Annotated in this window: 11 protein-coding genes; 9 read left to right on the top strand and 2 right to left on the bottom strand. The window is 71.4% G+C overall.

The features are described from left to right. Nucleotides 1-2: 2 nt before the first annotated feature. Nucleotides 3-866, top strand: a complete 864-nt coding sequence (locus LO762_RS18210) for a metal ABC transporter permease (RefSeq protein WP_230616722.1) — start codon at nucleotides 3-5, stop codon at nucleotides 864-866. Then, the gene (locus LO762_RS18205; RefSeq protein WP_230616617.1) at nucleotides 863-1,252 is read left to right on the top strand and encodes a Fur family transcriptional regulator; all 390 of its coding nucleotides are present in this window, start codon (nucleotides 863-865) and stop codon (nucleotides 1,250-1,252) included. Before LO762_RS18210 ends, LO762_RS18205 begins: the two co-directional genes overlap by 4 nt. A 165-nt stretch (nucleotides 1,253-1,417) precedes the next feature. Here the strand turns inward: LO762_RS18205 and LO762_RS18200 are convergent, their stop codons facing one another. Further along, nucleotides 1,418-3,310, bottom strand: a complete 1,893-nt coding sequence (locus LO762_RS18200) for a glycoside hydrolase family 15 protein (protein ID WP_230616615.1) — start codon at nucleotides 3,308-3,310, stop codon at nucleotides 1,418-1,420. 215 nt (nucleotides 3,311-3,525) lie between these two features. Here LO762_RS18200 and ppdK point away from each other — a divergent pair, with 215 nt between their 5' ends. The 5 genes from ppdK to LO762_RS18175 all read left to right on the top strand — a co-directional run bounded on the left by ppdK (nucleotide 3,526) and on the right by LO762_RS18175 (nucleotide 10,119). After that, entirely contained in the window at nucleotides 3,526-6,198 is a 2,673-nt protein-coding gene (gene ppdK, locus LO762_RS18195; protein WP_230616614.1) for a pyruvate, phosphate dikinase, read from the top strand. 109 nt (nucleotides 6,199-6,307) lie between these two features. Continuing rightward, nucleotides 6,308-6,988 (top strand): YdcF family protein, encoded by a 681-nt coding sequence (locus LO762_RS18190; RefSeq protein WP_230616612.1) that lies wholly within the window; start codon nucleotides 6,308-6,310, stop codon nucleotides 6,986-6,988. Between the two features lie 40 nt (nucleotides 6,989-7,028). Continuing rightward, on the top strand, nucleotides 7,029-8,243 hold the full coding sequence (locus LO762_RS18185) for a deoxyguanosinetriphosphate triphosphohydrolase (protein WP_230616610.1): 1,215 nt from the start codon (nucleotides 7,029-7,031) through the stop codon (nucleotides 8,241-8,243). A gap of 151 nt (nucleotides 8,244-8,394) precedes the next feature. Further along, complete coding sequence (locus tag LO762_RS18180) at nucleotides 8,395-9,624, top strand: NAD(P)/FAD-dependent oxidoreductase (protein ID WP_230616608.1); 1,230 nt, start codon at nucleotides 8,395-8,397, stop codon at nucleotides 9,622-9,624. Nucleotides 9,625-9,723: 99 nt separating this feature from the next. Next, nucleotides 9,724-10,119 (top strand): helix-turn-helix domain-containing protein, encoded by a 396-nt coding sequence (locus tag LO762_RS18175; RefSeq protein ID WP_230616607.1) that lies wholly within the window; start codon nucleotides 9,724-9,726, stop codon nucleotides 10,117-10,119. Between the two features lie 117 nt (nucleotides 10,120-10,236). On the opposite strand, the gene LO762_RS18170 is transcribed toward LO762_RS18175, so the two are convergent. Further along, nucleotides 10,237-11,001, bottom strand: a complete 765-nt coding sequence (locus LO762_RS18170; RefSeq protein WP_230616605.1) for an NmrA family NAD(P)-binding protein — start codon at nucleotides 10,999-11,001, stop codon at nucleotides 10,237-10,239. Nucleotides 11,002-11,433: 432 nt separating this feature from the next. Here LO762_RS18170 and LO762_RS18165 point away from each other — a divergent pair, with 432 nt between their 5' ends. Next, nucleotides 11,434-11,946, top strand: coding sequence for an RNA polymerase sigma factor (locus tag LO762_RS18165; protein ID WP_230616603.1), 513 nt, complete (start codon nucleotides 11,434-11,436; stop codon nucleotides 11,944-11,946). Then, nucleotides 11,943-13,103, top strand: a complete 1,161-nt coding sequence (locus LO762_RS18160) for a hypothetical protein (RefSeq protein ID WP_230616601.1) — start codon at nucleotides 11,943-11,945, stop codon at nucleotides 13,101-13,103. The genes LO762_RS18165 and LO762_RS18160 overlap by 4 nt, the downstream gene beginning before the upstream one ends. Nucleotides 13,104-13,178 lie beyond the last annotated feature (75 nt).

Genomic DNA, 13,178 nt, shown 5'->3' with positions numbered 1-13,178 from the left:
TCATGCAGCGCGCCCTGCTAGCAGCGCTCCTGATCGGCATCGCCGCGCCCGCCGTAGGCACGTTCATCGTGCAGCGGCGGCTTTCGCTGCTCGGCGACGGCATCGGCCACGTCGCGCTCACCGGCGTCGCGCTCGGCCTGGTCACCAGCACCTCGCCGCTGCTCGGCGCGATCGTCGTGGCGGTGCTCGGCGCCGTCGTCATCGAGCTGCTGCGCGCGTCGGGGCGGACGGGGGGCGACGTCGCCCTCGCGCTGCTGTTCTACGGGGGCCTGGCGGGCGGCGTGCTCGTCACCAACCTCGCGCCCGGCGGCAGCACCTCCAACCTGCTGTCGTACCTGTTCGGCTCGATCAGCAGCGTCTCCGAGCGGGACCTGTGGGTGATCGGCGGGCTCGTCGCCGCCGTCCTCGCGGTGCTCGCGGTGTTCGGCCGCGAGCTGTTCCTGCTCTGCCTGGACGAGGAGATGGCGCGCGCCTCCGGGGTGCGGGTCCGGTTCCTCAGCATCCTGCTCGCCGTGGTCGCCGCGCTGACGATCGTCGTCGCCATGCGGGTCGTCGGGCTGCTGCTGGTGAGCGCGCTCATGGTGGTGCCCGTCGCGGCCGCCCAGCAGCTCACCCGCGGCTTCAAGGCGACCGCCGCGCTCGCCATGGCCTTCGGTGTCCTCGCCTCCCTCGGTGGCCTCACCGCGTCCTACCAGTGGAGCGTGGGGGAGGTGAACATCTCGCCCGGACCCGCGATCGTCGTCACCGCGCTCGGGCTCTTCCTGGTGAGCGCGCTCCTCGGGCCGCTCACCCGACGCCGCGCCGCGCATGCCATCCCTGGACCGCTAGAGTCGGGGCGAAAGAAAGCGGTGAAGGAGGCCCCATGACGACCGCCCGACGCGACGCCGTCCGCCGCGCGCTGGCAGGCGGCGAGGGCTTCCGCAGCGCGCAGGACATCTACGCGGTGCTGCGCGCCGAGGGCTCCAAGATCGGGCTGACCACGGTGTACCGGGCGCTCCAGGCGCTCTCGGAGTCCGGCGAGGTCGACGTGCTGCGCACCGCCGACGGCGAGGCCGTCTACCGGGCCTGCTCCAGCGTCGAGCACCACCACCACCTGGTGTGCCGCTCCTGCGGCCGGACGGTCGAGGTCGCGGGCCCCGCCGTGGAGAAGTGGGCCGACGCGCTCGCCGCCGAACACGGCTTCACCGACATGACCCACACCATCGAGATCTTCGGCACCTGCCCGGACTGCGCGGCCGTCGCCGCGTCCTGAGGCGGCCGTCACGTCCGAGGGGTGCGGTGCGCCGGGCGGCGCCCGATTAGTCTTGGCACAGCGGGTCCGTCTCCGCCCATGTCGGGTGGGCGGAGGCGGAACCGCCTCAGGGTCGGAAGCGGCGGCCTCGTGAGCCGCCGCCTCCGGGGGGACCGGTCCAGCGGGCTAGCTGAACGGGTAGAGCCGCTGGCCGCGCTCCATGCCGATCACCTGCATCACCGCGTTGATCAGCGCGAGATGGGTGAACGCCTGCGGGAAGTTGCCGAGGTGCCGCCCGGTGTGCGGGTCGATCTCCTCGGCGTACAGCTGCAGGTGAGAGGCGTAGGACAGCAGCTTCTGGCACAGCGTCTTGGCGCGCTCGGACTCGCCGATCATCACCAGCGCCGACACCAGCCAGAACGAGCAGATCGTGAAGGTGCCCTCTTCCGAGGCGAACCCGTCGTCGGTCTCCTCGGTCCGGTAGCGCAGCACAAGATCGTCCTCGGTGAGCTCCTCGCAGATCGCCAGGACCGTCTCGCGGACGCGCTTGTCGTCCGGCGGCAGGAAGCCCAGCAGCGGGATCAGCAGCACCGAGGCGTCCAGCGACTTGGCGCCGTAGTGCGCGGTGAACACGCCGCGCTCGTCCAGCGCGTTGTTCAGCACGTCGTCGCGGATCTCGTCGGCGGCGCGCTGCCAGCGCTCGGCCCTGCTGTGCTCGTCGGCGCCGCGCAGCCGGGCGAGCTGGGCGCCGCGCTGGGCGGCGAGCCAGCAGAACACCTTCGAGGAGGTGAAGTGCTGGGGCGCGCCGCGCACCTCCCACATGCCGCAGTCCGGCTCGCGCCAGTGCAGCAGCGCCTCCTCGACCTGGGTGACGACGATCTTCCACAGCCTGTCGTCCAGCCTGTCCCGTTTGCGGACGAACAGGTAGACCGATCCAACGATCGCGCCCCACACGTCGTGCTGCGCCTGGGTGTAGGCGCCGTTGCCGATCCGGACGGGACGGGCGTTGTCGTACCCGGACAGGTGGTCCAGGTCGGACTCGGGCAGCTCCGACCGCCCGTCCACCCCGTACATGATCTGGAGCCGGCCGTCGGACTCCTCCGCGACATCGGTGATGAAGTGGAAGAAGTCGTTCGCCTCCCAGTCGTAGCCGAGGGTGTAGAACGCCCACAGCGTCATGGTGCTGTCGCGGATCCAGGTGTAGCGGTAGTCCCAGTTGCGGTCGCCGCCGGGCGCCTCGGGCAGCGACGTCGTCGCCGCTGCGGCCACCGCGCCGGTGGGCGCGTAGGTGAGGCCCTTCAGGGTGAGGGCGCTGCGCTGGAGGAAGGACCGCCACGGGTGGTCGGGGAAGTCGCCCCGGTCCAGCCAGTGCTGCCAGTGGTGGACCGTCCACCGTAGGCGGGACTCGGCCTCCGCGAGGTCGCGCGGCGCGCCGTGGGTGCTCCACGACAGCGCGACGAACCGGGACTCGCCCTCCTTGAGCAGGCTCCTGCTCGTGGCGAGCGACCCCTCGAACCCGACGTTCATGTCGGTGGTGAGGTGCAGGCTGAGCCCGCCGCCGACCGCGACGGCCGCCTCGTAGCCCTGGCCGGTGTAGCTCCAGCGGGCCGGGGTGCGGCCGTACTCGAACACCGGCATGCAGTCCATCCTGACCTGCACGTTCCCGTTGACGCACTTGACCTTGCGCAGGAGCACGTGGTCGGCGTCGTAGTCGGTGGGCGCGCGGCGGTGCGATTCGGACCGTTCCGTCTCGTGGTGCCACGGCCCCATCAGGAGGGCGTCGGTGACGACCAGCCAGCCCCCTCGGGTCCACCATGTGGTCTCCATGACCATGGTGCCCGGAATGTAGCGCTGTGCGGCGGGCACCTCGACGCCCGCCGGGCCGATGCGGAAGTATCCGGCGTCGCGGTCCAGGATCGAGCCGAACACGCTGGGCGAGTCGATCTTGGGAAGGCAGAGCCACTCCACGTTGCCGCTCGGCGCGATGAGCGCTGTCGTCTCGCAGTCGGACAGGAATCCGAAGTCCGCGATCGGCGCGAACGGCTCGCTGCCGGGCCCCAGGGCCCCACGACGTCGCACGGCCTCACCTCCCTCGTACCTGGCTTCCCCGGTTTTCACGGGTGGGCACGCTCCAATCCAGTGTGAAAAGAACGCAAAGTTTCTGGAACAAGACGATTGGCTTAGACCACGGCACCCCCTCTGACCAGGGGGTTTGTCCTCTGGGAGAATAGGGTGAAGGGGTCTGAACTGGGCAACCGGTACAGTTCACGCCCAAAGGGTGGAAGGAGCTGGCCGTGCCGAAGTTCGTTTACGACTTCACCGAGGGCAACAAAGATCTGAAAGATCTCCTGGGCGGAAAAGGTGCAAATCTTTCCGAAATGACAAACCTGGGCCTTCCTGTGCCTCCGGGGTTCACCATCACCACGGAGGCTTGCCGGCACTACCTGGCCGAGGGACGGACCCCCGACGGCCTCGCGGAGGAGATCACCGCCAAGCTGACCGCCCTGGAGGAGTCCATGGGCAAACAGTTGGGCCAGGCCGACGACCCGCTGCTGGTCAGCGTACGGTCGGGCGCCAAGTTCTCCATGCCCGGCATGATGGACACGGTCCTCAACATCGGATTGAACGACGAGTCCGTGCTGGGCCTGGCCAAGCAGGCGGGCGGCAACGACAGATTCGCCTGGGACTCCTACCGGCGCCTCATCCAGATGTTCGGCAAGACCGTGCTGGGCGTCGAAGGAGACCTCTTCGAAGAGGCCCTCGAAGAACTGAAGCACGCCAAGGGCACCACCGACGACCTCGACCTGGACGCCGACGACTTCCGCGGCCTCGTCGACACGTTCAAGGGCATCGTCCGCGCGCACACGGGCCGTGAGTTCCCCGGCGACCCGCGCGAACAGATGGACCTCGCGATCAAGGCCGTCTTCGACTCCTGGAACTCCGACCGCGCCATCCTCTACCGCCGCCAGGAGCGCATCCCCGCCGACCTGGGCACCGCCGTCAACGTGTGCTCGATGGTGTTCGGCAACCTCGGCATGGACTCCGGCACCGGCGTCGCCTTCACCCGCGACCCCGCCAGCGGCCACCAGGGCGTCTACGGCGACTACCTCCAGAACGCGCAGGGCGAGGACGTCGTCGCGGGCATCCGCAACACCGTCCCGCTCGCCGAGCTCGAGAAGATCAACAAGGACGTCTACGACCAGCTCCTCGCGATCATGGAGAAGCTGGAGAACCACTACCTCGACCTCTGCGACATCGAGTTCACCGTGGAGCGCGGCAAACTCTGGATGCTGCAGACCCGAGTAGGCAAGCGGACCGCCGCCGCGGCGTTCCGCATCGCCTGCCAGCTCGCCGACCAGGGCCTCATCGACCTCAACGAGGCGGTGCACCGCGTCAACGGCGACCAGCTCGCCCAGCTCATGTTCCCCCGCTTCGACGCCGCCGCCCCCAAGAAGCAGATCGCCAAGGGCATGAACGCCTCCCCGGGCGCCGCCGTAGGCAAGGCCGTCTTCTCCTCCGAGGCAGCCGTCGAGGCCGCCGCGCGCGGCGAGAAGGTCATCCTGGTCCGCCGCGAGACCAACCCCGACGACCTCACCGGCATGATCGCCGCGCAGGGCATCCTCACCTCCCGCGGCGGCAAGACCTCCCACGCCGCCGTCGTCGCCCGCGGCATGGGCAAGACCTGCGTCTGCGGCGCCGAAGAGCTCGACGTGGACGTCAAGAACCGCGTCATCCGGGTCAACGGCACCGAGGTCCGCGAGGGCGACGTCATCTCCATCGACGGCACCTCCGGCGCCGTCTACCTCGGTGAGGTGCCCGTCAGCGACTCGCCCGTCGTGCAGTACTTCGAAGGCGCCCTCGCCCCCGAGGACGGCGACGAGCTCGTCCAGGCCGTGCACCGGATCATGACGCACGCCGACTCCGTGCGCCGCCTCGCCGTCCGGTCCAACGCCGACACCCCCGAGGACTCCGCGCGCGCGCGGCGGTTCGGCGCGCAGGGCATCGGCCTGTGCCGCACCGAGCACATGTTCCTGGGCGACCGCAGGCAGCTCGTCGAGGACCTGATCCTCGCCACCTCCGACACCGAGCGCGAGACCGCCCTGGCCGCCCTGGCGCCGCTGCAGCGGGAGGACTTCCACGGCATCCTCAAGGAGATGGACGGGCTGCCGGTCACGATCCGGCTCATCGACCCGCCGCTGCACGAGTTCCTCCCGGATCTGACCGAGCTGTCGGTGAAGGTGGCACTTGCCGGTGCCGACGCTTCCGAGAAGGACCGCAGGCTCCTGGAGGCCGTCCATCGCCTCCACGAACAGAACCCTATGCTCGGTCTGCGAGGTGTGAGGCTGGGTTTGGTGATTCCTGGCCTTTTCGCGATGCAGGTACGGGCGATCGCTGAAGCTGCGGCCCAGCGCCTCACCGAGGGCGGCAGCCCCCGGCCGGAGATCATGATCCCGCTCGTCGGCTCCATCCAGGAGCTGGAGCACGCCCGCGAGGAGGCCGAAGGTGTGCTCGCCGACGTCGGCGGCGGCGTCGAGGCGCTCATCGGCACCATGATCGAGCTGCCGCGCGCGGCCCTCACCGCGGGCCAGATCGCCGAGGGCGCCGAGTTCTTCTCCTTCGGCACCAACGACCTCACCCAGACGACGTGGGGCTTCTCCCGCGACGACGTCGAGGCGTCCTTCTTCAGCCGCTACCTCGACCTGGGCATCTTCGGCGTCTCGCCCTTCGAGACGCTGGACCGGGACGGCGTGGGCCGCCTCGTCCGGATCGCCGTCGAGGAGGGCCGCAAGACCCGTCCCGGCATCAAGCTCGGCGTCTGCGGCGAACACGGCGGCGACCCCGAGTCCGTCCACTTCTTCCACGAGGTCGGCCTGGACTACGTGTCCTGCTCCCCGTTCCGGGTGCCCGTCGCGCGCCTTGAGGCGGGCCGCGCGTCCGTCGAGACGACGGGCAGCGACAGCCGCTGACAGGGTGTCGGCCCGATGCTCCGCAAGGCGGGGCGTCGGGCCGAACTCCGCGATCTCCGCGCCCGTCTCACATAGTGTGAGTGCCACGATGGCGATGGACGCGGATGTGATGAGCAGGCAGGACGAGGGTGCCGAGGCGGCGGGGCCGGCGCGGCCCGGGAGGCGGCGCGGCGGGCGGTCCCGGTTCCTGGTGTGGACCGGACGCGTCCTGTTCGTCGTGATCGCCGTCGGCGTGCTCACCCCCCTGACCGTCGGCTGGCGCGTCTGGTACGAGGCGCGCCAGGACCACCGGCCCAAGTCCGACGCGATCATCGTCCTGGGGGCCGCGCAGTACGACGGCCGCCCTTCGCCCTACCTGGAGTACCGGCTCAGGCACGCGTTCGAGCTGTACACCGACAAGGTCGCCCCGAAGATCGTGACGGTCGGCGGCAAGCAGACCGGAGACAGGGTCACCGAGGCCGCCGCGGGCCGGAGCTTCCTGATCCGGCTGGGGGTGCCCGCCGGGGACGTGGTCGCCGTCGAGACCGGTAGGGACACCCTCCAGAGCATGGTCGCGGTAGGCAAGACCTACAAGGAGAACGGCTGGAAGACCGGCGTGGTCGTCACCGACCCCTGGCACAGCCTCCGCTCACAGAAGATGGCTTCGGAGAACGGCATCAAGGCCGTCTCGTCGCCCACCCGCAGCGGGCCGAGCGTCCTCACCAGGGACACCCAGATGCACTCGATCGTCCGGGAGACGGGCGGCTACCTCTACTACGTGTTGCTGGGGCGTAGCCGCGCGAAGACGTGAGCGTCACCACGCTGTCACTCCCTCCCTCTATCCTCGGTGGATGAACGGCTACACCTCCTTCGACATCGAGCGCTGGGCCCCCGAGGTGCCCAAGCGCCGCGACCGCACCGCCTTCGAGCGCGACCGCGCCCGGGTGCTGCACAGCGCGGCGCTGCGGCGGCTGTCGTCCAAGACCCAGGTGGGCGACCCCGGGTCCAACGACTTCCAGCGCACCAGGCTCACCCACTCGCTGGAGTGCGGCCAGGTCGGACGTGAGCTCGGCAAGTCGCTCGGCTGCGACCCCGACCTCGTGGAGACGGCCTGCCTCGCGCACGACCTCGGACACCCGCCCTTCGGGCACAACGGCGAGAAGGCGCTCGACGTCTTCGCGGGCGAGTGCGGCGGGTTCGAAGGCAACGCCCAGTCCTTGCGGCTGCTGACGAGGCTGGAGCACAAGTCGTTCGCCTCCGACGGCCGCAGCGTCGGCCTCAACCTGACGCGCGCGTCCCTGGACGCCACGATGAAGTATCCGTGGCGGCGGCGCGACAACCCGGCCAAGTACGGCGTCTACGACGACGACCTCGAAGTCGCCCTGTGGGTCCGGGCCGAGGCCCCGTCGGACCGGACGTGCTTCGAGGCCCAGGTCATGGACTGGTCGGACGACGTCGCCTACTCGGTGCACGACCTTGAGGACGCGCTGGTGACGGGCTCCGTCCACCTCGGGATGCTGGCCGACCCGCTGCTCCGGCGGGACGTCGCGGAGGTCGCCGCCAAGATGTACGGCAGCGAGGGCGACGCGCCCGAACTGGAGGAGCGGTTCACCGTGCTGCTCGCCCAGCCGTTCTGGCCGGGTGAGATCGACCACACGGCGAGCGCCTACGCCGCGCTGAAGAACCTCACGAGCTGGCTCATCGGACGCTTCTGCATGGGCGCGGAGGAGGCGACGCGCGAGGCTTTCGGCCCCGGCCGCCTCACCCGCTACGACGCCGACCTCATCGTCCCCCGGCACATCCGCCAGGAGGTGTCGTTGCTCAAGGCCGTCACGGCGCACTACGTCTGGGTGAGCTACGAGGCCAGCCGCGCCCGCCAACGCGAGGTCATCACCTCTCTCGCCGAGGCCGTCGCCGCCGGCGCCCCGGAGACACTGGAGCCCCTCTTCCGCTGGGCCTACGCCGACGCGGGCACCGCCGCCGCCCGCCGCCGCGTCATCGTCGACCAGATAGCCTCCCTCACCGACACCAGCGCCCTGGCCTGGCACGCCCGCCTCCACCCCTGACCTCCGGAGCGCGCCCCGCCCGCGGAGTTATCCACAGGGTGCGTGGTCGGGTGGACACGGGATGTGACAGTGTGGGGGTGCGGCGTGGGCGTCCGGTGCGGTCGGGTGGCCGGGCGGGCGTCGTACGGGGAACGAGCGCGGGGAGGTCGCGATGGCGGGGAAGGGCACGTATGTGATCGTCGGCGGGGGGCTGGCGGGGGCGAAGGCCGCCGAGACCCTCAGGGCCGAGGGGTGCGAGGGCGAGATCGTCGTCGTCGGGCGTGAGCACGAGCGCCCCTACGAGCGGCCGCCGCTGAGCAAGGGAGTCCTGCTCGGCAAGGCGGCGGACGACTCGGTGTACGTGCACGACGCGTCCTGGTACGCGGCGCACGACGTGCGGCTGATGGAGGGCGTCGAGGCGCGGGCGCTCGATCTCGTCGGGCACCGGGTGCGGCTGTCGGACGGGGCGGCGCTCCAGTACACCAAGCTGCTGCTGGCCACCGGCGCCACCCCACGGGTGCTGCGGGTGCCGGGCGTCGGCCTCGGCGGCGTGCACACGCTCCGCACCCGGGGCGACTCCCTCGCGCTGCGCGAACGGCTCGCGCCGGGCGACCGCACCGTGGTGATCGTCGGCGCGGGCTGGATCGGCCTTGAGGTGGCGGCGGCGGCCCGCACCTACGGCAACGACGTCACCGTGCTGGAGGCCGAGTCGGGGCCGCTGCACACGCCGCTCGGCCCCGAGGCCGGGGAGCTGTTCGCCGCGCTGCACCGCGCGCACGGCGTCAAGATGATCTTCGACGACGGGCTGTTCGCGCTGCGCGGCGCCGGGGCGTCCGTGGACCACGTCACCACGTCCCGGGGCCGCGAGATCCCCGCCGACCTCGTGCTCGTCGCCGTCGGCGTGACGCCGGAGGACTCGCTGGCCAAGGCGGCGGGCCTCAAGTGTGAGGACGGCGTCCTGGTGGACGCCTCGCTGCGCACCGACGACCCCGACGTCTTCGCCGCGGGCGACGTCGCGAACGCCTACCACCCGCTGTACCGCCGCCACCTGCGCGTCGAACACTGGGCCAACGCGCTCAACGGCGGCCCGGCCGCGGCCCGCGCGATGCTCGGGCAGGACGTCGTCTACGACCGCGTCCCCTACTTCTTCTCCGACCAGTACGACATGGGCATGGAGTTCTCCGGCCTCGCCGCCCCCGGCACCTACGACACCGTCGTCTTCCGGGGCGCTCCCGACTCCGGCGAGTACATCGCCTTCTGGCTCTCGGCGTCCCGCGTCGTCGCCGCCATGAACGTCAACACCTGGGACGTCACCGAAGACCTCCAGGCCCTCATCCGCTCCCATCGCCCGGTGGATCCGGCCCGCCTCACCGACCCGTCCGTCCCGCTCCCCGACCTTTGACCCCCGTCCCGGGGCCCGCCGAGTCCGGCAGTGCCTCCCGCACGCGGGCTGGCGGCCGCCGCCGGGGAATCGGGCGGGGGAGCGGGTCGTTGTCCGGGCATGACGTATGAGCCTTGTGCGGATGACTGCGGGATCCGTGAGGTGCTGGACAGGCTGGGCGACCGCTGGTCGGTGCTGGTCGTCGTCGCGTTGGGCAAGGGCGCGCACCGGTTCCGGGAACTGCAGCGTGCGGTGCCGGGCATCTCGCAGCGCATGCTGACGGTCACCACCCGGCGGCTGGTGCGTGACGGCCTCGTCCGCCGAACCGTGCATGACACCGTCCCGCCCCAGGTCGAATACCAGCTCACTGACCTGGGCCTCGGCTTCGCCACGATGGTCGACGGCCTCGCCGCCTGGTCCCGCGAACACCGCCCCGCCATCAACGAGGCCCGCGCCACCTTCGACGCCGCCGACCAGTCCCCACACCCCGCCGCAACACCCACCCCCAGGACGTAAGGCACGCGTCCCGCAGCAGCGTCGACCAGCCAGGAGGTGCGGCGGGCGAGGTGTCGTGTCGCGGCGTCGACCAGTTGGGAGGTGAGGCACGCGTGCGTCCGTCGCGGAGCGGACCGGTCAGGGGTTGAGGCGGGTGGTGATGGTGGTGGTGATGAGGTCTCGGACGGGGCGGGGTTCTCGGCCCAGGAGGGTGGTGAGGTCGCCTTTCGGGACGTCGGTGAGGAGGCCGGAGGAGACCAGGGAGAACAGGGAGACGCTGTGCGCGACCTGGTAGGGCTCCTGGCCGGTGAGGGGCAGGAACGCGCGGAGGTCGGCGAGGGAGACGGGGGTGTAGCGGACGGGGCGGCCGACCGCGGCGGCGAGCAGTTCGGTGAGGTCGGCGGCGCCGATCGGGGTCCCCTCCAGCTCGTAGACGCGGCCCGCGTGCCTGCTGGCGCGCCCGGCGGCGAGGTCGCGGGCCGAGTCGGCGGCGACGCGCACCGCGGCGTCCGCCAGATCGGCCCGCGCCACCACGGGCAGCCGCCCGTCAACGCCGAACGGCGCGGCGAACACCCCGGTCTCGGCTGCGCCGACCGCACTGTCCGCGGCGAGCCCGGCGGCGATCTCGGCGTAGAGGCCGTTGCGCAGCACCGTCACGTCGAACGGCGCCGCCGCGAGCCGCCGCTCCGTCCACCGGTGCGCCGCCGCGATGCTCAGCAGCTCCGCCGACCCGACGAGACTCGTGTACACGACATGCCGCACCCCCGCCTCCACCGCCGCGTCGATGAGCGCCCCGTGCCGCGCCCTGACCACGTCGTCCTCCGCGTACCCCGCCGACACGAAGACCAGCACCCCGACCCCGGCCAACCCCCCCACCAACGTCCCAGGCTCGTCAAAGTCCACCCGCCTCTCCGCCCCTCCTTCCCTACTACTCCCCCCAACCACCTCAACATCCCCAACCCCGGCCAGCCCCTCAAGGACCAACCCCCCAAGCCCCCCAGAAACCCCAGTAACCAGAACCACCAGAACCCCTCCTTCGTTCGTGTCCCCCCACCCTCCCCACCACCCCCCACCCCAGAAAGAAGGCACCCTCCCATCACCTACACACACCGAGGTAACCCCCCAGCCTGACACCCGGACCTCCGCACCTAACGTGACCCGGATCACGTCGCCTGTCCCAGTCGCCGACCTCTATGGAGCTTGGGGTACTCCCTTGATCTTGATCCGGGAAAACGGGACAAGACCGAAGAAGGGGGCAGTCGATTTGAGAAAGTTGCTCGGTTAGAGCAGCAACTGTCCGGGGTTGTGGGTCTTCTTGGTATGGAGAGGGAACACGTGATCCGGTGGCCAGCCGCGATCGCCGACCGGGACGCGCTGCCCGCGTTCTACCGGGAGCACCAGACCGGGCTGGTGCGGCTCGCGGTGATGCTGGTCGGCGACGAGGCCACCGCCGAGGACGTCGTCCAGGACGTGTTCGTGCGCCTGCACCGCGAGCGGCCCGCACTCCGCGACGAAGGCAAACTGCTGGCCTACACGCGGGCGGCGGTGCTCAACGGGTGCCGCTCGGTGCTGCGCAGGCGCAAACTCGCGCACCGCCACGCCGAACGCCACCTGCCGCCGGTGTGGTCGGCCGAGGCGGCGGCGATGCTCGGCGAGGACCACCGCGAGGTGATGCGCGCCCTGCACCGGCTGCCGCGCCGCAAACGCGAGGTGCTGGTCCTGCGCTACTACGCCGACCTCCCCGACGCCGAGATCGCCGTGGTGCTGCGGATCCGGCCCTCGACGGTCAGGTCCACCATGTCCCGCGCCCTGGCCGCGCTCGAACGCGAACTGGAGGCCACGCGATGACCGTCGAGGACCGGCTCAGGGCAGCGCTCCGGGACACCGGCGACCTCGTGGCCGACCGCCCCCGCCCGCTCCGCCACACGCCGCGCCAGCGCGCGCGCTGGCAGCGGCTCCTGCCTCTCTGGTCGGCCCTCGCCGCCGCCCTCGTGGTCCTCATGCCGTCCGCCCTGCCCGACGACACGCGGGACACCGACGTCCGGGCGGCCGTACCCGACATCGGCGCGGCACCACCGTTCTTTGTCGCCGTCCACCGGGGGCAGGGCGCCGCACCGGCGCGGTTCGAGGTCCGGGCGACGGCGACGGGCGCGCTGCTCGACACGAACGCGGCGGGCGGGGGAGAGGACTTCCTCGCCGTCGCGCCGGTGCCCGAGGACGGCGACCCGGACGCGCGCACCTACCTCCTCCTGGTCCGGGAGAGCACGGCCACCGCGCCCGGATGCGCGACGTACGGGGTCCGCCGTATCGCGATCTCCGCCGGGGGCCGGTTCACGAGCTGGGGGACGGAGCCCGTCGCGTTCGAGGCGGCGGACACCGGGCCCCACAGGCTGGCCACCACCCCCAAAGGCGACGCGATCGCCTATTCCTACCGTTCGTGCAGGCCGGGCTGGGTGACGTCGGAGGGCGTCGAGGGGCCCGTCGGAGAGGCACGGATCGCCCATCGCTGGAAGGACACCACCACGACGTGGCCGAGTGGCGGGGAGGTGCTCGGCCTCGCTTACACGCCGGACGGGCGCGACCTCGCGGTGTTCCGGAAGGAGGCCGAGGACGGGCGCGGTGAACTCCTCGTCGTGCGGACGGCCGATCCCGACGACGTGACGACGCCGCTCGCGCGGGTCGGCGGCGACGCGCTGCACGACCGGCTCGCACCGGCGCGGCTGTCCCAGGCGATGATCACGCCGGACGGGGCACGGATCATCTGTGTGTTCGGCGAGCCGTGGGGCTCCGGCACCGCGCTGAGCCTCGTCGAGGCGGCCGGGGGCTCCGCGCGCCCGTTGGGCCCGCCGGGATCGCTCCGCGCCGAGGGCCCCGTCCTGCTGGCACAGCACCCGAAGGGCACGGAACTCCTCCTCCAGGCGGGCGGTAGAACCATCCGCCACGTCGACGGGACCGACACCGTCATCGTGCCGGACGGCGCTACCCCCGCCGACATCGCCTGGTAACGCCGGGTTACGCACCCGCGCTCCGCACGGGCTCACGGCCCCTCAGGGGCTCCCGCACGCCCGAAAACAGGGAGG

Origin of the sequence: Actinocorallia sp. API 0066 (assembly GCF_020991275.1) — a bacterium.
Lineage (GTDB): Bacteria > Actinomycetota > Actinomycetes > Streptosporangiales > Streptosporangiaceae > Actinocorallia.
This window is presented reverse-complemented; position numbering and strand designations above follow the sequence as displayed.